We start from the raw sequence: 19,249 nt of genomic DNA on the forward strand, positions 1-19,249 counted from the left end.
AGCTTTAGCTGAATAACCTGAGCCGAATCAATTTGAGTGGCGTCCAATTACTAAACATTCATTTTGTACCCTGGTAAGCATATCGTTAAAAGCAGGAGTATAACAACCATCTTTATCAACAACCCTACGGAGAGTATACTCCCCAGCCCGAGAAAGTCCGCCGAACCAAACGTTCTTTCTGTGCCAAATATCTCCATTGAGAGAATTGTTGTCTTGGGACATTGTGAAACTAACAATCGATTTTGGAACTGATATTCCTAGAAAAACAGGTGTGATTTGAGCTTGTTGCAAAGTTTCATCTTCAAACTGAATTTTGTAACTTACTTTAAACCATTGAATTGAACGTAGTAATATCCAGCCAGCAATCGAGTCATGAAAAGTCCACTGTAACGGGGCAAATATCGGTAAAAGCAAAGCTTTATTCTGTATATCCCATTCTAAATTGTACATAGTAATGCAAGTATCTGGCAGTGGATTGCCATCCATAAAAAACACACCTTTAAGGACAGATGGTAAGTTTGTTTCTTTGATTGAAATCATCCAGGTTGCAATATTATTAAGTTGCTTTTTTTCAATTAATTCAGCCATATAATTTGTAATTACTTCCTTTCAGCTAAAAGAATACCTAAATTTGTAAAGAACCGAGTAAGAGAAAATCTGAGTAATCTTGCACTAGAAAAAGAGTAAAATCAACTCAAAAAACCAGAACAATTACCAACTTATAATTTTGCACGAGAAGTAGGGGCGTAATCTGTGCGCCCCTACTGGAATTCCCTTACTCACAGTCGTTGAGCAAAACCTTGTAGTACTAAATTATTAGGAGTAACGGCAGTCACTTTTTCAAAATCCCACTTGACTTCTGTAATTGAGTTCCATTGATAGTTGTGGAATAGATGTAAACAGAAAATTTTGATAAAGCCAATTGATAAGGATGTACCAGGACAGGCTCGCTCATGCCCTTCGCCGTTCCAAGATAAGATATCTGAAAAATTTCGTGTGAGGTCAAAATCATCTGGATTTTGGTATCTATTGGTATCCCGATTAGCTGTAAGAATAGAGCCAAGCAAGCGAGTACCTTTTTGGAATGGACATTTTTGTTCTCCAATCTCAACTTCACCCGCTTCAATAGTCAGTTGGCTAACAAATCGCACAGGTGGATAGAGACGAGCTGTTTCTAGAATCACTTGATTGAGAAGTGTTGACCGTTCTAGAGCGTCTGAGCCTAAAGCTTTCTTACCATTCCAAATTGCATTCACTTCTGACATTACATCATTTCTGAGAGTATTATCCAAGCAAAGAACACCAATAACTGATCCTAAAAGCGCACTCGTACCGGCAGTACCAGCGATATGAATCATATCGAAAAGGGTATTAGCGATTTGGTGTTCGTTCAACTGATACTGAGCGCCTGTTTCAAAGTAAGATGCCCATTTAGCTGATTGTTTATATCGCTTAGTTAAATCTTGACGATGCCGAATTTTTGGCGCTGTTAATATTGCCAGCAGATACTTGCTGATAAAATTAGGCAAGGATGCAAGAGCCAAACCTTTAATGTAACTATTGGATGCTGTGATTTCTTCCTCAGATAAAGATATCTGAAAAACCAGTTGGTGCAAAATCGACAGCATAATCTTTGGCAAATCGTTGCCGATGTGTAATTTGCCTTGTTTAGCAGCTTCTAACAGGCTTTGCTCTACTAAATCCCCTAAAAAGTCTATCTGCCCTGACGGTTCCGGTAAGGCTTGTAAGATTACAGTACGTAGTCCCGTGTGTTCGTTACCGTTTGTTCCCAAGCTCAGAGGATTATCCAGCAAGTAGCTAGGAGCTAATATTCTGATGATGCCTAAATCATTTCCTCGCAGTTGTGGTTGGGTTTGCATTAATTCTCTCACCTGTGAGTGAGAGGAATGCATAATTGCTTGGTCTACTGCAAAATACTTGTCTCCAATATTGTCTTTACGGATGTAGAGAAAGTCCCGCCATGCGTTGAGCATGATTGACGCATCCATGTAATAAAAAATCAAGCGGAGAAACTTGCCGATCGCAGTGTCGTAACCTACTTTAGCTAGTATAGGTGCAAGCCAAAGCTGGCGCTTGTGACCTTTAAGGACTTTATCTTTAAGTGTCATAGTATTTATTTTGAGTCATTTATCATTTGTCATTTGTCATTTGTCCCCTAGATATTGATGCTCTGAGGAATTTTAGAAGGAAGTAGATACTCATAGGGTGGACGGTGCAAATTACGTTGCTTGATGGTATCTTCTACCTGCTGAAGATTACTTTGGAATGCTTGTAGCAATGGTTTTACTTTCTGGTCTGTAAAGTATCCTTGCTGATAATCACCCAGCTTGTTGTAATACACAGATCCCAATAAGCTGAGTAGGTTGTATTGCCGTTGCGCCTGATCTAAGGGAGGGAGCAAATTAAGGTAGTCTTGCTCAGTAACTTCTCTTTTGAGAGTTGAGGCTGGTAAATAACCTGCCATTGGAATCGCTGCGGCGTAGCTCATAAAATCTTTTTGCGGAAAGTTAACCGCAGCGTGTTGAGCGCTGGCAGTGAAAATAATCAGCGTAGTGGCATCAATCAGGTAATTGCGCGTTTTGATGCCCCCATCTTCGCCAAAATCGGGGATGCGACCACCATCGTAAGCTGAGATTTCGGCTGCCCAGGCTTGCAATGCTGTGTCTTTTTGAATGTCTTCATCGGTGGTGTAGTAAAGATTTAGGTAGTCTGCAACCCATTGATGAATGGCATCCCAGACTAGTAGCGCATCATCCCGGTAAGGATAAACAGGCAAGAGGTTGGGATCGTCTACACCGCGCTGTTGGAATTGCTTAGGTAAGATGGCGCTATTAAAACCATAGCTTTGCAACCCTAGCACTACTAAAACGCGAGAGTTATCGATTGATGATGAGAGTAATCTATCGACACCACCGCCTGGAGCTATGAGAATACGTTGGGCGGCATCGTTAATTGCTAAAGTGCTGTCAAAATGCGGGTGCAGGAGAATTCTTAGGGGATGGGTGAGTGGCAATTGTCGAGCGGTGGCGATCGCAAAAACACCAACAAACAGGTGAGTTCTTGCTAGATGAGTAACAGCTTCGTGGTAGTTTGCATCTGCTATTTGGACTACTGTTTTGGCAAAAAGCCAAGAGTATTTACCGGAGTTAGGGGTAACAATTGGATAATCTGGGTCTGGGGTTTGACCGCATTGAATGGCTATTGGACGCAATAAACGGGTGGGGTCTGAGCCTTTGGGTAAGGCAAATAGTGCTAGGGGAGCATAGAGATATTTTTGCTCGTGTGGGAATGTACCGTTGACCGCACCATCTAAAATTTTATAGTCAGCTAAGTAGAGTCTGCCTTCAAGTCCGGCTGCTGCTAATGAATCGTCAGTTCCCATCACTCCTTGGTAATGTTCGTCTATGACTGGGAAGCGATCGCCTGGAGTCGTTACTCGCGCGATCGTGACGGGATTGTAGCCAGCCACTCGCATATAGGCAAATACTTCATCTTCTTGGTAAGTTTTAGCGATTCCTGGCACACCAATCACCGGAAACAAATTTTCGTAGTCCTTAAGACTGGTTGCATGTCCTGTAGGCTGTCCTTCGTATAGAAGGTTAATTATCCTATTTAGAGCATCTCTGAGGATCACAAGTCCGTTTTCTTTCAGAATAGAATAAAAAAGATCGTCGAGTTCTCTAACATCCTTAGAGATGCCATTGAGCAAAAACTGAGGGATAATTTGCAGGATTCTTGCCAGAATAGTGATTTTTACTGGTACTGCTCCCTTGAGAAAGGCTTCTAAAATAAACCTTTCGACATCATCACGAATCGATTTAGAACCTTGATTGCCTCTGTTGACAATCAAGGTATTAATAAACACAACTCGTAACTGCTGGGCTAATAAAAAATACCAGTTAGTAGCGAACTCTTCGGCAATAGAAAGCCGATCTAGCATCGCAATAGATGGAATATGGGTGTAGTTATATTGATACTCTTGCCTAGCTATATCTAAAGTATGAGTACTTGATAAGCTGATTGAATTTTCTGGTGATGAAGCAGTCATTGACCCTACTCATGTTTAGTATGGGGAACTGTAATAGTTTCGGATAAACAGGTTTGAGTTACCTAAACGTATTATCGCAATCAAGTTTAGAATTACGATTTTTCTAAAGAAATTTTCTGGATTTTCTCAACTCCTGAACCACGCACTAAATGTTTAGAAATCTTGCAAGGAATATTTAGCAATACAAATAATATTTGCCAAGATTTAGAAACAATTCTCAATTAAAACTTTCCTACTAAGGTATTGTGTTTGAGTTGACATTTGAACCACTGAAATAAGATTGGGAATACGACTATCAGATTCTTTCTCTGCTGCCGATGTCTCAAATGCTTCTTCTGCTTACACAGCGATGGAATATTTTTCTATTACCTTCCCTCTATCAAAAATCTATCTCTATTTCACTGCCTTTATCCTTCAACAGTTAGAAGCAACGAATTTTGCTCCATGCAAAGCTATGAAAGAAAGTTCTCATACTGTGGACAAAGGATAAAATTGTGGATATTAGCAGACGAAATTTACTGAAGGTAGTTTCTGCTTCTGGTTTAGGTGGAGCCGGGGTATTTGCTTTACAAGGTTTAACCAAACAGGTTTTAGCGCAAAATCAGTCTACCCCACTCCAGATTAAAAAAGGGGAAATGCTTTACAGGCAACTAGGGCGCACCAAAGAACAAATATCTGTAATTGGTCTAGGTGGTCATCATATTGGTAGACCAAAAGATGAGCAAGAGGGTATTAATCTGATCCGTACTGCTCTTGATCGCGGGATTAATTTTATGGACAATAGCTGGGATTACCATAATGGAGGTAGCGAAATTCGCATGGGTAAAGCTCTCCAAAATGGTTATCGTCAAAAAGCTTTTCTGATGACTAAAATCGACGGTCGCACAAAGGCGGCTGCTGCTCAACAAATTGATGAATCTTTAAAACGTTTGCAAACAGACCACATTGATTTGTTGCAGCATCATGAAGTCATTCGTATGGAAGACCCAGACCGGATTTTTGCCCCTGGTGGTGCGATGGAAGCAGTTGTGGAAGCACAAAAAGCTGGCAAGATTCGCTACATAGGCTTTACTGGACACAAAGACCCTTTAGTACACCTGAGAATGTTGGAAGTTGCTAATCAAAACAACTTCCGTTTTGATGCAGTGCAGATGCCGTTAAATGTTATGGATGCCCATTTCCGCAGTTTTGAGAGGCAAGTTTTACCCAGACTGGTTAAAGACGGAATTGCTGTACTGGGGATGAAATCAATGGGCGACCAAAACATTCTCAAAAGCAATGTGGTCAAACCGATCGAATGTCTGCATTACGCGATGAATCTGCCAACTTCAACGGTGATTACAGGCATTGAAAGTATGCCCATCTTAAACCAGGCTTTCGAGGCAGTACGTACTTTTACACCCATGAGCCAGGAAAAAGTCAGAGCATTACTGAATCGGACTCGCCAAGCTGCTCTCAAAGGTCAGTATGAACTGTTTAAAACTACTAACCAATTTGATAGTACAGCCAAAAATCCTGAGTGGTTAGGTTGAGTTTTAGCTAGGGCGTGTTTGAAAACTAAGGTTCACAGCAAACAACCGTATACCCTGCTGTGGACACAAAACTGGTAGAGCGCCTGCAAAATCCAGAACTGAGCCTGAGCGATCGCGAGTTGGAAATGTTGCGCCTGATGGAAGTACTCAAAAAATGTCATCATAGTTAAAGTGAAAACATTCTGGAGACAAGACAACGGTTTACGCACGCCCTTTAGCACGGTTAATTGAACAATTGCAACGCCTACCGGGAGTTGGCCCCAAAAGTGCCCAACGACTGGCTTTGCATATTTTGAAGCGACCAGAAGCAGAAGTAGAAGCTTTGGCGCAAGCTTTAGTTGAGGCAAAAAAACAGATAGGCTTGTGTTCTGTTTGCTTTCACTTATCTGCTGAACCTGTTTGTGAAATTTGCCGCAATGCCAACCGTGACAATAACACTATCTGTGTTGTTGCAGATCCTCGTGATGTGATTGCGCTGGAAAAAACCCGCGAATACAAAGGTAAGTATCACGTTTTGGGCGGGGTGATTTCGCCAATTGATGGAATTGGCCCAGATCAGTTGACTATACTAGCTTTGCAGCGCCGGGTGAGTCAGCAAAAACCTCAAGAAGTAATTCTCGCAATTAGTCCGAGTGTAGAAGGGGAGACAACAACCCTGTATATCGGTCAGCTATTGAAACCATTTACTAAGGTGACACGGATTGCTTTTGGTTTACCTGTAGGTGGCGATTTGGAGTACGCAGATGAGGTTACTTTGGCGAGGGCGTTGGAAGGCCGTCGGGAGTTAGATTAAATTTTGTTGATTTTGCTGGTTAACGACTTTCTCAACTATTGACTGTACATAACATCCGATCGCAAAACGTACTTTCGCCCCTGGATAATAGTAGCGCCCTCATGTACTAGCTCGTGGACAAAACACAAAGCCATACCTGTTACTGGAAGCACAGCTAGATTAGATAAATCTATGTAGTATTCAGGAAGATAAAAACGAGTTTCGCCGCCTTCAAACCCTTCATTCAGATAAATCATAAAAGTCAATAAACTTTCCTCACCGTTAGTTCGGCGATAAGAACCATCATGGTGAGGTGCAAACCTCTGACCTGGATCGTAGCGATAGAAACGAAAACGCTCATTCAGCCCAACTGGATGCCATCTACCAATGGTCTTAGGGATATAATTTGACACACGCTGCCATAAATCAAAAGCACGCTCCCGGTCATCTAGAATAACGCGCTGATTATTGCGGATGTCGGGACGCATTTTAAAACCTCGGTGGGTAGTAATAGGAGCATCTGTATAGCCAATGTTTTCTGTTAAGGTAATATACTCAGCGCATTCTGCTGGCGAAAGAATATTTTCCAGCGTGAAAATTTGGTTGCGAAGCAAATCTTTCTTGGTCATGGTTAAGCTGATTGAGATTTAAGCCTGATGATAGTGTATTCCTTATAACTCAATACGGTTCAGTTCAGCCTAAAATCTAATGAGCAGAAATAGGGTTTTAGCCATGATTTTGCCCTAGTAAATCTGCAATTGAGGTGAGTAATTCGGTTGGTTGTACTGGTTTGGCAATGTGTTTCTGAAAACCAGCTGCTAAAACTCGATCGCGATCGCTTTCTCCAGCATAGGCGGTAAGAGCGATCGCCGGAATTTCCCCGCCCTCCTCTTTGGGCATAGCTCTGAGCATCTTAATCAAGCTGTAGCCATCCATTTCTGGCATTCCTAAATCACTGATTAATAAATTAGGTACAGCCTGTGCTATAATCTTTAGCGCCTCATTTACCGATGCTGCGGCAGTTATCAACGCCCCATTCTGTTGTAGCAAGAAGTGCAGAAACTCCCGTGTATCAACATCATCATCGACAATTAATACCCGTAGTCCACGCAGAACTGACGAGTTAAATTTCTCCCCTGCTCCTCCTGCTTTCTCTGCACCGTCACTCTCTTTCATCACGGGCAGTCTGACAGTAAAAACTGCTCCCTGTCCAATTCCTGGACTGTCTGCTTTTACAGTACCACCATGCAACTCTACTAAGTGACGAACTATTGCCAATCCCAGTCCCAGTCCGCCAAATGTCCTGGTTGTGCTGCTATCCGCTTGACGAAAATATTCAAATACGTGGGGTAGAAACTCAGGGGAAATACCTTGACCTGTATCTTTAACTTGAATTAGTGCAGAGTGGAAAGTTAATTCACGACTCAATGATAAACTGATTTCCACTGAACCACGAGAGGGAGTAAACTTGACTGCGTTCGAGAGTAAATTCCCTACAACTTGCTGTAAGCGATTATAATCGCCTAACACTTTACCAACCTTGGGGTCAACCTGTACTTTAATCTGGATAGATTTCGTTTCGGCAATTAACCGGACTGTTTCTAATGCAGCATCAATTACAGCTACTAGGTTAACAGTGGCAAAAGTCAGGTTCAACTTACCGCGAATAATTCGGGAGACATCAAGCAACTCATCAATTAATTGAATCTGCAATTGAGCATTTCTTTCGATGGTTTCTAAAGCACGATTTGTAGTCACTTCATCAAATTTGCGGCTTTTGAGTAGCGATGACCACCCTAAAATCGGGTTGAGGGGCGATCGCAATTCGTGGGAGAGAATAGCGAGAAACTCATCTTTATTCCGGTTTGCCTGTTTGAGTTCCTCTGCTTGTTGTCTAAGTGCCTTTTCTAATTGCTTTCTGGGGGTTAAGTCTAGAATAAAACAGATCCAAGATGCGGGATCTCGCTCCACCAAGGCACCACCAATTAGTATGGGAATACGGGAACCATCCTTGCGGATGTATTCTTTTTCAAAGGGAGTAAATAGCCCAAGCGTTAAAAGTTGTTCTATCCCCTGCCGATCGAGAGCGTGATATTCAGGTGGGGTGATGTGTTGTCTGCGTATCTTACCCGCTAAAAGTTCCTCTCGCGTATAACCCACCATTTCTAAAAAAGCCTCGTTCGCCTCAGTAATGTAATCAGGAGTGGCGAACATAATGCCAATAATGTTGGAATCAACTAACCGCCTTAATTGAGTTTCACGCTGGCGTAAATCATTTTCTACCTGTTTGCGTTGGGTAATATCCTGGGTAGTTCCCATCATTCGTACTGGCTTACCATCGGCATCATAAAAGACGCGACCTTTAGCAGAAATCCAATGAATACTATCATCAGACCAAGGGATGCGGTATTCAATATCACAGTCAACCTGTTCTTCAATAGAGCGGGCGATCGCTTCCTGAATGTATTGGCGGTCTTCAGGATGTACACAGTTGAGGAAAATATCAAAGCTGATTTCGGCTTCTAGGGACACTCCAAACAGCTGCCGACATTTGTCTGTCCAAATTACCTCGTTGGTGGTGATATTCCAAAACCACATACCCATTTCAGCAGCATTAGTGGCCAACCGAATCCGTTCTTCACTCTCGCGCAGATTTGTTTCAATTTTTTGACGTTCCCCTAGGGCAGCTTGCTGTTCGGTAATATCAGTACTCGCACCAACTACCCTAACTACCAGACCATTTGCATCCCGGACAGCAAACCCCTGGTCTTGCACCCACAAATAGCGCCCATCCTGGTGACGCACTCGATATTCAATCCGATAACGGTTTCCATTGGCCATACTAGCCATGAATTGGTCATTAACTCTTTGTTGGTCATCGGGATGAATGCGTTCTTGCCACCACTGGAAGGTCGGTTCAGTTTCTTGTTGGGTGTAGCCAAAAACCTGGGTTAGACCTTGAGTTCTTTCCACAGTATTTCTGCCAATCTCCCAGTCATAGATTAGGCAATTAACCGCCGCTGCTGCTAGCTCAAACCTTTCGTTACTTTGCCGCAAGGAAATTTCTATGTGTCGTCGCTCTGTAATATCAAAAGCGATCCCCAAAAGATATTGTGGCAATCCATCAGCTGTTCTGCTGTACACAGTGTCATAGCTACAAAACCAGCGCCACTCTCCATTAGCGTGTCGAATTCGGTATTCAAAGCTGAGAACTTCGCCCTGATAAGTAGAATTAAATTTTTCAAAATAGCTAGGGAGTCGAGCCAAATCTTCAGGGTGTAAAAGTTGAGTAAATAACTCCTTTCCCATCGCCTGAATTTCTACTGGTGTGTAGCCCCAACCTTGAGCAATTTCGTAATTAACGTAAGAATTTCGCTGCTCAATTAGGTCATAAATGTAGATTATCCCTGGAAGAGTCCCAGCAATTTGTTGAAACAAACGGTGACTATCCCACAGTGTCTGAAATTCATCTGCATCAACTTGTTGAGTATCTTGTTCACAACTACAGTCATCCTCGAACTGGGCGTGCTTAGATGCCGTAATATCCGAAAAAGTTGTCACGATCGCATACAGATTGCTTCCTTCAGTTTGAAACAGAGGTTGCGAGGACAACAAGAGCCAGACTAACTCACCATTTGGCTTATAAAAGCCACACACCACATTTAAGCAAGGTTTACCTGTATTTTGGGCAACGATCGCAGGGTGAGCTTTACTGAGTAAAGGAGAGCCATCTTCATGAATAAATTGCCACTTAGGATCGAGCAAATTTTGCCCCACAAGCTGTTCTGCGGTTAGTCCCAAAATGCGATCGCTAGCGGCATTGCAAGCCTGGATAGTGCCATCAGGCAACTGAAGCACCATTCCTTCTTCTCCACTGGCGACTAGCGAAGATTTTGCCTTTTTACTAACTTGCCGATGCAGCAGCTTGTGATTAGCCAGCTGGTTGTGGAACTTTTCCGCGTCTGGCATTCTAAAAAGTTAAATAATTTTAAAGTTAATCTCAGATTGAGCGGCTCATATTTACATAAATTTTAAGGCCATTTCTTCGATCTTGAACCAGAAGCTGCGATCGCTACTCCTATCACCGAAACAGTGCTGTTAGCGGATAGCTAAGGTTTAGCCCGTGCTGAGTAACTAGTGCTGAGTAAAAAAACTAATAATCGCACTCAGCACTCTTAAATCTTATAGACTTAGGGAACTTACGCAGAAAATTAAACTCAGCACTCAGCAACTCAGCACTCTTAAATCAGCACTCCTAAATCAACCCCCAACATGAATACCAGGTCGCATGTGGGGATTCTTTTCAGCTCGCCGCAGTACTTCACGGGTAACTACAGCAATGTCACCTTCGCCAAACAAGATAAAACGCAATAGGTATTGTATGGGATTTCCCTCAACCCAGCCGAAGTAAGCATGGGGAATCTTACCTGTTTGGTCGCGAATGTAAAGTAGTAAAGCTGCGATCGCATTCGGTACTGCTGCACTTTCAGCCCGGAGGATGCGATAGTCACCAACTTGTACCCCTTTTACTACAATCACATCCGCAAATTCCGAAGCATCGGATACATGAATTTCTAGAAACAGAATTGGATCGTTGGCTGGAATATGGTTGTCTTCGCGTACCTCTTTCTCTTTCATAAAATACTCTAGGGCATCACCCTTATTCAACCGATTTGCAATCAGTCGTATTGTTCCCCGGCTATCTTCAGCAAAGAATTGGTTAGCAAGTTCGTCAACTTCAATTCGCTCTGCTCGCAGTTCCGTTGAACGCCAAACACGAGAAACCAGCGAGGTAAAAATGATTGCACCGATGAAAAACCCAGCAATCCTAATCCCTTCTGGCCTTTCGATGATATTGACAATGGTGGTATATAAAAATAACAGTGTAATGATGCCAAAAACAAATCTTGCTCGCTTCTGTCTGTGACGGTGGGCTGATAAAGTTACAGCAAAGGCGGCTGAGGTGATCAACACCAGCACACCAGTTGCATAAGCCCCACCTTGGGCTTCTACACTTGCTTTGAAGATAATTGTGACAACAAAAGCGATCGCTGTGTAGACTAACACTAAAGGTCGGCTTACTCGTGCCCAATTGGGTGCCATGCCATAGCGTGGTAGGTAGCGAGGCACGATATTCAATAGCCCTGCCATTGCAGATGCACCTGCAAACCACAAAATAGAAATAGTACTTAAATCGTAAATTGTGCCAAAGGCATTGCCTAAATACAAATGTGCTAAATAAGCAAGGGCCCGTCCGTTGGCTTTGCCCCCCGATGCAAATTCTGCGGTTGGAATCAGTAGAGTGGTTATAAAGCTGGTGGTAAGCAGAAAGAAACTCATAATCACAGCAGCAGTGGTGAGCAGCTTGCGTGTATTCCGAATCCGCCCTTTGGGATGCTGCGGAGTGCTGTTACTGCTACCTTTAACCAGGGGCATAACGGTAACACCAGTCTCAAAACCTGACAATCCCAGTGCGAGTTTGGGAAAGATAAGGAGAGAGATGCCGATTAGCATCAAAGGGTTAGAATGGCGTGCAAAAAGTGCAGTTTGCCAGTTAGCGATCGCTTCTGTGTGAGTTAATATCTGGTACACACCGACGCCAACGACAATAAAGTTTAACAGCAGATAAGCTGCCACCAAAACTACTGCAATCCCAATGGCTTCTCGAAAACCTCTCAAGAAAACTGCACCTAGTAATGCAACTAATATCAGGGTAATTGCGATCGTCTGATTGTGAAGCCAATTTGGTGTCAGCGGATTTTCGATGATATGGGCTGTGGCATCAGCTGCTGACAAGGTAATGGTAATAATAAAGTCAGTTGCCACAAAGCCAAGTAAGCACAGTACAAGTAATTTGCCTTGCCACCAGGGAAGTAAACGTTCTAACATTGCGATCGACCCTTCACCATGAGGGCTTTCGGCAGCAATGCGCCGATAAATTGGCAACGCTCCAAAAAGCGTCAGTAAAACCAGAATTAGGGTAGCTATAGGAGAAAGAGCGCCAGCCGCCAGTGCTGCAATCCCTGGTTGATAGCCAAGGGTCGAGAAATAATCTACACCAGTCAAGCACATCACCTGCCACCAAGAATGCTGGCGATGTACTTCTTCTTTGCGGTAAGGCCCTTTTTTTTCTCGTCGGTCTTCTTCAAGCAACCAGTGGATTAACTGACTGCCGAGCCGTTTTGTTGAAACAATTGATTTAGCCATCAAATACGGTTGTGTTGCAAAAGTCGGCTTTGTGATTTTTTTAAGCCTTCGTGGTTTATTAAAATTTTTAACTACAAAGGCATAGCACTATTATTGTATGTTAAGCATCCTGTCCGATTTACAAAATATATAGTAGCTGTTCGTAGTCGTCTACCATATCAAGATCGGTTGTAGGTTTTGGTATAGGAATAATCAATACTGCAACCGTATATTTTGGGATTAACGCTTTTGCACTCTTAGCACCTTTAAGCCGTATAAATTCTAAAAAAACGATGCTGCTAAACAAGGTATGTACGCAATCAACAAATCAGCCCTAAAATAAAAGTCACTTTTAGTTATATGATGTTTGTGTAAATGACCATAAGATAATTAGCCTGCTAATCTATAACTCTGTTTGTGTAGCCGTAGACTTTAGTTTGATGGAATTATGGACATATATAGTCGTACACAATATACAAACAATGTATTAGATAGGTTTCCAGCATCATGCGAACCCATCTGCACCAACTACACTAATTCAGATGTTTGACAATATCTGTAAGTTTTTAGTTGAGAACTTCTCCAGTGACTTCGCTACATGGTTATTAGGCGAATCTATTAATTTAACAGAACTAAGTCCAAAAGAATTATCTCTCGAACCCATTCGGGCTGATGCTCTAATTCTGTTGCAGTCGGAGCAAAGCATATTGCATTTGGAATTTCAAACCCAAGTCGATGCGGAAATTCCTTTTCGGATGATTGACTATCGATTGCGAGTATATCGCCGCTTTCCAGACAAAGCAATGCATCAAGTCGTAATTTACCTCAAGCAGACAAATTCAAATTTGGTGCAACAAAATACATTTACAATTGCTGGGACACGACATGAATTTGCAGTTATCAGACTTTGGGAACAACCTACAGAAGTATTTTTGAGAACACCTGGACTTTTACCCTTGGCGGTGTTAAGCAGTACAATTGATCCAGAAGTTATACTGAATGAAGTGGCACGGGAAATTAACGGTATTACAGAATTAAGAACTCAAAGTAATATTGCTGCTTCTACAGCGATTTTAGCTGGTTTAGTATTAGATAAAGAGGTTATTAAACGAGTTTTGAGGTCAGATATTATGCGCGAGTCAGCAATTTATCAAGACATTTTACAAGAAGGTAAAGCTGAAGGCAAGGCTGAAGGCAAGGCCGAAGGTAAGGCTGAAGCGTTACTCGAAGTGGCAAGAAATCTATTTAGTACTGGTATGCCATTAAAGCAAATCGGCAGAGTCACAGGGTTATCAATTGAGCAGTTACAGTATTTACAGGTAAGTGAGTCTCGTGAGTCCAATCAATAAATAATCGGTGCAGGTTGACTGCACCGATTACCAAATGTCACTCGAATTGAACAAACATCCAATTGTTTCACGCCAATGCTGAAGCTTGGGGTTTGGCAAAAATCATTCTTCCTGCTGTAGTTTGTAAAGCACTGGTAACTACTACTCGCAGTTCACCACCCACATAACTGCTACCTTCTTCAACGACTACCATTGTGCCGTCATCTAAGTAGCCAATACCTTGACTGGGTTCTTTGCCTTCCTTGAGGATTTTTAAATCCAGGTTGTCACCTGGTAAATAACTGGGACGGACGGCATTCACTAAATCATTCACATTCAAAACAGGTACTTTCTGAACACTGGCAACTTTAGACAAGTTGTAATCGTTGGTTAGCAGTGTACCGCTAATTTCTTGGGCGAAGCGCACTAACTTGGCATCCACTGTGGGAATATCTTCGTAGTCAACTGCATTAATTAGGATGCGATCGGGATAATCTTCCTTAATACGGTTGAGAATTTCTAGTCCTCTCCTTCCCCGCACCCGCTTTTGGTCTTTGCTAGCATCCGCTACTTGTTGAAGTTCTTGCAAGACAAACTGCGGTACAAGAATTTGCCCTTCTAAAAATCCTGTTTCTAGTAAGGCTTCAATACGACCATCAATAATACAGCTAGTATCTAGAACTTTGGTATTGGCTGGTTTTAATGTTCCTTCCACTACCATCGATTCAACGGTGTTGGGATTAATGAACCGCAATAAGCCTCGCCCGTGGGTGTCTGCCAAATTCATGCCAGTAACGGAGAGGATGATACTACCAACAACTGCCACCAATGGCTTAATAAATCCAAAATCCGCCGGGATAGGGAGCAAAAATAGTGGGGCTAACATCAAGTTGGCTAGTAATAGCCCAATCACTAAGCCGATCGCACGAGTTAAAATCACTTCTAGAGGCATTTCTTTGACTTGTGATTCTAGGCGACGATATGTCGTCTGGAAACTCAGCCCGATCGCACCACCAATAATAGCGGCAAAGACGGCAACAACTAAACGTAGAGCTTCTAGATTCGTTACCTGATCTAGCGTGCTATTGGGTAGTAGTTCAATGCTGTAGAACCCTATTCCCGACGCTGCTAGGATAAATGAGAAAATAATAATGGCGTCAAGCATGGTTGTCTTGTTTTCCTGCAACTGTGTTCACCGATAAAGTTAAGTATTTTTTATTTCATCGGTAAGATAAACTAATCAATATTGACTTACACTAAGGGTTTAGGCTGACAATATCTGCAATTATTATAACTAAAGGCTTTTATCTTAATATTTTTCATTGTTTTGTTGTAAAAAGACAAAAACTTGTAAATAAACTACTTATTTTCATTGTCTCTAATTCGCAGTTGGATTAACTTAAAACTTTTCTCAAAATGAGTAAAAAATTTAGTATTTCTGGAATTGCGAGTTCTGCTTATGTGCATATTCCCTTTTGCAGACGGCGGTGTTTTTATTGTGATTTCCCGGTGTCTGTTGTAGGTGATCGCTTGCGGGGCGAAACATCTGGTACTATCTCCCAATATGTTGAGGTGCTATGTCAAGAAATTGCCATGACACCAGCATTTGGTCAACCTCTGAAGACAATTTTCTTCGGTGGTGGTACTCCTTCGCTGCTCTCAATAGAGCAGCTACAACGGATACTGACAGAGCTACAGAAGCATTTTGGGATTGCGTCTGGGGCAGAGATTTCTATGGAAATTGACCCAGGCACCTTTGATTTAGCCCACATAGTAGGCTATCGCAGTGCAGGCGTGAACCGGGTAAGTTTGGGTGTACAAGCCTTTCAAGAAGAATTATTGCAAAGGGCGGGGCGATCGCACTCAGTTGAAGATATTTTTGCAGCTGTGGAACTAATCCACCAAGTCGAGATTCCCGTATTTAGCTTAGACTTAATTTCTGGATTGCCGCATCAGTCTTTGGATCAATGGCAAGATTCTCTCTTAAAAGCCGTAGCGATCGCACCCACTCACATTTCCATTTACGATCTCACCATCGAACCAGGTACAGCCTTTGGTCGTTACTACAAACCTGGCGATACTCCTTTACCCACGGATGAAGCCACAGTCAAAATGTACCAGATGGGGCAGCAGGTTTTAACTAGTGCTGGTTATGAGCATTATGAAATTTCTAATTATGCTCAACCCGATCATCAGTGTCGGCATAATCGCGTGTATTGGGAAAACCGCCCTTATTATGGCTTTGGTATGGGTGCGGCGAGTTATGTTCAGGGGAAACGATTCACCCGTCCGCGTAAAACTAAGGAGTATTACCAGTGGGTACAAGCTGGCGGTGTAATTGATTGTGATGTAACTCCCCCAAAGGAAGTATTGTTAGAAACGTTAATGTTGGGGTTGCGTCTGGCAGAGGGTTTGAGTTTGGCGGCGTTGACGGCAGCTTATGGCGAAGCGAAGGTGGAGGAAATTTGCAGGTATTTGCAATTGTATTTTGAGAAAGGTTGGGTGGAAGTTACAAGGGGAAGGTTGCGTTTGATTGATCCCCAAGGGTTTTTATTTTCTAATGTGGTGTTGGCGGAATTGTTTGAGAAGTTGGGATGACGAACCGCAGAGGCGCAGAGGGCACAGAGAGAGGAGGGGAGGAGAGGTTTATGCAGAAAAATAAAGTTAGAAAAGCTGTGATTCCGGTAGCTGGTTTCGGGACTCGTTTGTTTCCAGCTACTAAAGTTGTCAAAAAAGAACTTTTCCCGATTATCGATCGAGATGGTAGGGCAAAACCTGTGATTCTCGCAATTATTGAAGAGGCAATTAGTGCTGGAATTACAGAAGTAGGAATTGTGGTGCAGCCAGATGACAAAGAAATATTTGCAGATTTCTTGAAAAACCCACCTAAAAAAGAACTTTTCGATAAACTTTCACCGCAAAATCAAGAATATAGCCGGTATCTCGAAAATTTAGGAAGTAGAATTACCATTTTGTTACAAGAGGAACAATTAGGCTATGGTCATGCGGTATTTTGTGCCAAGGATTGGGTACAAAATGAGCCATTTTTGCTCATGTTGGGCGACCACATTTATGCATCTGATATTGAAAAATCTTGTACGCGTCAAGTTTTAGATATTTACGAACAAGTTAATCAAAACGTTATTGGCTTAACGACAATGCCAGCAGAAATTATTCATCAAGCTGGGTGTGTAACAGGAGTTTGGCAAGAGTTAAACTCGATTTTGTCAGTTACCCAACTGTCTGAGAAACCAACTATAGAGTATGCACAACAGCATTTACGTATAGAGGGAATGTCAGAAAATAATTTTTTATGTATATTTGGCTTATATTTACTAACACCGAAAATTTTTGACTTTCTCGCAGAACATATCAACCAAAATTTCCGAGAACGAGGTGAATTTCAGTTAACATCTTGTCTGGAAAAATTGCGTCAGGAAGAGGGAATGACAGGATATGTTGTTAAAGGCAAGTGTTTTGATACAGGTTTGCCAGATGCTTATCGTCAGACAATGATTGATTTTAGAAAAATATAGATTAATCTCGGTTCAATTCATTTGTCTGGGAGGATCTCACTTTTTAAGATGGTTCAAATAGATAGTAGTCTATTGAGGTAAGCAGAGGCATCTTGAAACTATACTGTTTAATTTGCTCCTGGTGATAGCCTCCTTTTTTTGTTAAAGCAGTTTTCAGGTAAATGAGTTACAAAATGCAGGACTCTAAATCAGACACAAACCTTAAAAAACTACCTCAAAACTAGCGGTAGTTAGAGCAGGAAAAGAGGTAGTATCCAATTGTGCAAATTTACCCCCGGAATTAATCTCAGCAAAATCATCTGCCGAACTATTAGGGTTATAAAAGAGACTACCATTTGCGCTATTATAAACGATCGCTGCACTACTACTTGCAGCTAAAGTATCGTTCGTCACTGTGGCAAAGTCTGCGGAATTTAATTGAGTCGGGAAGACTGAGTTCCTTAGAGCAGTAAAGGTAGATTTAGACAGTTGGATCTTGTCTTTCCCAGGAGTGAAGTCACTAATAGTATCAACTCCGAGTTCCCTAATATTAAACTTTGATCCTGTTGCAAATGCAAACTTATCTGAGCCAGCGCCTCCTTCTAGTAAGTCGTCCCCACTATCTCCCTGTAGGTAATCGTTGCCTTTGTTCCCGATCAGAATATCTTTTCCACTACTGCCAAAAAGAATATCATTACCGTTGTTCCCCAGAAGGTTGTCGTCATCACTACCCCCATCTATTTTGTCTGCACCAGCTCCACCAACAAGGATGTCAGAACCTGCCCCTCCATCAATGTAATGATTACCAATAACACCAAAAAGCGAAATACTGTCATCACCATCCCCAGCAAAAATAACCTTATTGCCAGCCGAAAAATCCTCCCAACTAAAGGTATCGTCTCCCTTGGTTGTAGCGACATCAGTACTGATTACATTTCTGGTTTGAGCAACTGCCTCTTTTATGACATCAGCAAGATTCTCACTTTTAGAACCAAGAGTCAGTACACCACCTCGACCAAGCTGGGTAACTAGTGTCTCGTAATCGGTTGCAACATTACTCGTAGTTAGAAAAATTGGAATAATGTTATTTGCTTCTAGCGCAGTTTTTACTTGTCCGATCTCTGGATAATCTTCATAAGCATCAGCTATCCCATCTCCATTATTGGCAATAGTATCACTTGGAATAGCTGCTGCGCGATCGCCGGCAACGTGATAAATATTATCGGTGGCTACTATAACAACACGAAATGAACCTACTCTGTAACCAAGACTGCCACCGCTATCTAAAGCTGCGAACAAGAGTGCATCTAATTGTGATTCTGACCCATCATTGCCACCAAAAGCTTGAAAGTCAAAGATTTTGTCTTTAACTGTTGTGACATTATTTGTCAAAGCGACTTCTGCTTGATATACATAGTCAGCGTAACCCCCAAAAGGCAGTATTGGCTTATCCTTGAAAGAGGCAATACCAAATTTCAGGTCATCACCAAATATCTTTGCTAACTTCGGGTTGGTTAAGCGATTTACCGTCGCAGGAAGTACGGTTTTAAGCTGGATTAAATTCTCATCAGATGACGATGTTAAGTCTTGTAGCAGAACAAGATCAGATACTAAAGTCATAGTTTTTCTCTCTGACTATTTTTATTAATGGGTTGTATTGGAAAGTGGCTGAATGCTATTTCAGCTTGATATTACCAAGGTTAATTGATTTAAGATAGTACTTAAACTGAAGAAAATATAATCTCTTTCAAAAAATATTTACTGTGTCCTGACTCCTGCCTCTACCCTAATTAAGGTTATAGTTGCAGACTTAACGAGAGAGAATGTCACCAGATATAAGTTAAGCT

13 protein-coding genes are annotated in these 19,249 nt (G+C 42.1%); 5 read left to right on the plus strand and 8 right to left on the minus strand.

Annotation, left to right across the window (positions count from 1 at the left end):
* Window positions 1-27 precede the first annotated feature (27 nt).
* The 3 genes from CDG76_RS02375 to CDG76_RS02385 all read right to left on the minus strand — a co-directional run bounded on the left by CDG76_RS02375 (window position 28) and on the right by CDG76_RS02385 (window position 4,069).
* Window positions 28-588, minus strand: a complete 561-nt coding sequence (locus tag CDG76_RS02375) for a hypothetical protein (protein WP_094347471.1) — start codon at window positions 586-588, stop codon at window positions 28-30.
* Window positions 589-779: 191 nt separating this feature from the next.
* Window positions 780-2,129 carry a cytochrome P450 gene (locus CDG76_RS02380; RefSeq protein ID WP_094347472.1) on the minus strand — a complete coding sequence of 450 codons (1,350 nt, stop codon included), beginning with the start codon at window positions 2,127-2,129 and terminating at the stop codon, window positions 780-782.
* Between the two features lie 47 nt (window positions 2,130-2,176).
* Window positions 2,177-4,069, minus strand: a complete 1,893-nt coding sequence (locus CDG76_RS02385) for a lipoxygenase family protein (protein WP_094347473.1) — start codon at window positions 4,067-4,069, stop codon at window positions 2,177-2,179.
* 494 nt (window positions 4,070-4,563) lie between these two features.
* Between CDG76_RS02385 and CDG76_RS02390 the strand changes: the two genes are divergently transcribed.
* Both CDG76_RS02390 and recR read left to right on the plus strand, forming a co-directional pair.
* The gene (locus tag CDG76_RS02390) at window positions 4,564-5,601 is read left to right on the plus strand and encodes an aldo/keto reductase (RefSeq protein WP_094347474.1); all 1,038 of its coding nucleotides are present in this window, start codon (window positions 4,564-4,566) and stop codon (window positions 5,599-5,601) included.
* A 235-nt stretch (window positions 5,602-5,836) separates the two neighbouring features.
* The gene (recR, locus tag CDG76_RS02395) at window positions 5,837-6,394 is read left to right on the plus strand and encodes a recombination mediator RecR (protein WP_262984297.1); all 558 of its coding nucleotides are present in this window, start codon (window positions 5,837-5,839) and stop codon (window positions 6,392-6,394) included.
* 35 nt (window positions 6,395-6,429) lie between these two features.
* On the opposite strand, the gene CDG76_RS02400 is transcribed toward recR, so the two are convergent.
* The 3 genes from CDG76_RS02400 to CDG76_RS02410 all read right to left on the minus strand — a co-directional run bounded on the left by CDG76_RS02400 (window position 6,430) and on the right by CDG76_RS02410 (window position 12,580).
* A complete protein-coding gene (locus CDG76_RS02400) occupies window positions 6,430-7,002 on the minus strand; it encodes a prolyl hydroxylase family protein (RefSeq protein ID WP_094347476.1) in 573 nt (190 codons plus the stop codon).
* Window positions 7,003-7,099: 97 nt separating this feature from the next.
* A complete protein-coding gene (locus CDG76_RS02405; protein ID WP_094347477.1) occupies window positions 7,100-10,342 on the minus strand; it encodes a PAS domain-containing protein in 3,243 nt (1,080 codons plus the stop codon).
* A gap of 291 nt (window positions 10,343-10,633) precedes the next feature.
* Window positions 10,634-12,580, minus strand: coding sequence for an amino acid transporter (locus CDG76_RS02410; protein WP_094347478.1), 1,947 nt, complete (start codon window positions 12,578-12,580; stop codon window positions 10,634-10,636).
* Between the two features lie 521 nt (window positions 12,581-13,101).
* Here CDG76_RS02410 and CDG76_RS02415 point away from each other — a divergent pair.
* Window positions 13,102-13,908, plus strand: a complete 807-nt coding sequence (locus tag CDG76_RS02415; RefSeq protein WP_094347479.1) for an Rpn family recombination-promoting nuclease/putative transposase — start codon at window positions 13,102-13,104, stop codon at window positions 13,906-13,908.
* 67 nt (window positions 13,909-13,975) lie between these two features.
* Here CDG76_RS02415 and CDG76_RS02420 read toward each other — a convergent pair whose 3' ends face one another.
* Window positions 13,976-15,052, minus strand: coding sequence for a PIN/TRAM domain-containing protein (locus CDG76_RS02420; RefSeq protein ID WP_094347480.1), 1,077 nt, complete (start codon window positions 15,050-15,052; stop codon window positions 13,976-13,978).
* A gap of 251 nt (window positions 15,053-15,303) precedes the next feature.
* Here CDG76_RS02420 and hemW point away from each other — a divergent pair, with 251 nt between their 5' ends.
* Together hemW and CDG76_RS02430 are read left to right on the plus strand one after the other, a co-directional pair.
* On the plus strand, window positions 15,304-16,485 hold the full coding sequence (gene hemW, locus CDG76_RS02425; RefSeq protein ID WP_094347481.1) for a radical SAM family heme chaperone HemW: 1,182 nt from the start codon (window positions 15,304-15,306) through the stop codon (window positions 16,483-16,485).
* A gap of 50 nt (window positions 16,486-16,535) precedes the next feature.
* Window positions 16,536-17,423 carry a UTP--glucose-1-phosphate uridylyltransferase gene (locus CDG76_RS02430; protein WP_094347916.1) on the plus strand — a complete coding sequence of 296 codons (888 nt, stop codon included), beginning with the start codon at window positions 16,536-16,538 and terminating at the stop codon, window positions 17,421-17,423.
* A 201-nt stretch (window positions 17,424-17,624) separates the two neighbouring features.
* On the opposite strand, the gene CDG76_RS02435 is transcribed toward CDG76_RS02430, so the two are convergent.
* On the minus strand, window positions 17,625-19,022 hold the full coding sequence (locus tag CDG76_RS02435; protein ID WP_094347482.1) for a hypothetical protein: 1,398 nt from the start codon (window positions 19,020-19,022) through the stop codon (window positions 17,625-17,627).
* Window positions 19,023-19,249: the final 227 nt, after the last annotated feature.

The organism is Nostoc sp. 'Peltigera membranacea cyanobiont' 210A (assembly GCF_002246015.1).
In the GTDB taxonomy this organism is placed as follows: Bacteria; Cyanobacteriota; Cyanobacteriia; order Cyanobacteriales; family Nostocaceae; genus Nostoc.